The sequence below is a fragment of the Bergeriella denitrificans NBRC 102155 genome (genome assembly GCF_001592185.1).
Taxonomy (GTDB): Bacteria; Pseudomonadota; Gammaproteobacteria; order Burkholderiales; family Neisseriaceae; genus Neisseria; species Neisseria denitrificans.
In genome coordinates, this window is sequence record NZ_BCWL01000315.1 from 1 (window position 1) to 1,498 (window position 1,498).

A 1,498-nucleotide genomic window follows, 5' to 3' on the forward strand; every position below is an offset into this window, starting at 1 on the left:
GGATTTAAGTTCTACGACTATACAAGCGGATTGCCAGGCCATCCGTTTCATTATCACTGTTTTAAAGTAAGCGGTTATCATCATGAATATTCGTTACAAACACCTCCCACTCCTGCTCGGCATCGCCTTTTTCCCGACGCTGGCTCAGGCTTCCGGCTACCACTTCGGCACCCAGTCCGTTACATCTCAAGGCACGGCCAATGCGGCGGCGGCGGAAGCGGCGGATGCCTCCACCATTTTCTACAATCCGGCTGGTTTGGCCAAATTGGAAAGCAGCGAAGTGACCGCTGCCATCAACTTGGTTGCACCTTACATCAAATACAGTGATGCCCAGGCCGGCTACCGTCGCGGCGGCTCCGTGCGCGGCGAAACCAGCGGCAAAATCACCGATGATGTTGTGCCTGCTCCGCACGTTTACGGCGCGTACAAACTCAATGACGACCTGACCCTGGGCTTGGGTATGTATGTGCCGTTCGGTTCTTCTACCGAATACAGCAAAGACTCTGTATTGCGCCATCACTTAAACCAACTGGGTCTGACCTCCATCGCCATCGAGCCGGTGGTCGCTTACAAACTCAATGACAAGCATGCCTTCGGCGTCGGCGCCATCGCCCAATACTCTACCGCCGAGCTGCGTAAATATGCAGACTGGGATGCTTCCGGCACATTAAGCGCGCTGGCCGGCGCCAACATGACCGGCCTGGCTGACGGCCATGCGGAAGTCAAAGGCAAAGACTGGGGCTTCGGCTACCACTTGGGCTGGCTGTGGGATGTCAACGACCGCACCCGCATCGGTGTCAACTACCGCTCCAAAGTCTCCCACAAGCTGGAAGGCGCGGCAAACTGGTATGCCGACGGATTGGCCGTTACATCGCCTAATCCCCGACTGGGCGGGCTCTCTGCTTACGATGCTCTGATCGGCACGGCGGCCTACGGCTACGTTCCCCATGAAAAAGCCAGCGTCAAAATCGTGACACCCGAATCATTATCGGTACACGGCATGTACAAAGCCAGCGACAAATTGGACTTATTCGGCGACGTGACCTGGACCCGCCACAGCCGCTTCAACCGGGCCGAGCTGATTTTTGAAAACACCAAAAATATCGGCGGCGGCAACCAATCCGACCGTACCATCATCACCCCGAACTGGCGTAACACCTATAAAGTCGCGCTCGGCGGTGCATACCAATACAGCGAACCGCTGCAACTGCGCGCAGGTATCGCTTTCGATCAAAGCCCGGTACGCGGCGCACAAAGCCGTCTGAATACCCTGCCTGACGGCAACCGCATTTGGTACTCAATCGGCGCGAAATACCAATACCGCAAAAACCATGTCTTTGACGTAGCATACAGCCATATCCATATCAACGACACCACCTTCTCCGCCGCCGCTTCAACAGGCGACAATGTGGACAGTAAAGGCCCGGCCAGCGCGAAGTTCAAAAACTACGCCAACCTCTTCGGCCTGCAATACAGCTACAAATTCCGTTGATAGTTG

At 55.7% G+C, this 1,498-nt stretch carries 1 protein-coding gene; it reads left to right on the forward strand.

The annotated features are described in order from the left end of the window. The first annotated feature begins 82 nt into the window (after positions 1-82). On the forward strand, positions 83-1,492 hold the full coding sequence (locus BDE01S_RS10500) for an OmpP1/FadL family transporter (RefSeq protein ID WP_066081310.1): 1,410 nt from the start codon (positions 83-85) through the stop codon (positions 1,490-1,492). Positions 1,493-1,498: the final 6 nt, after the last annotated feature.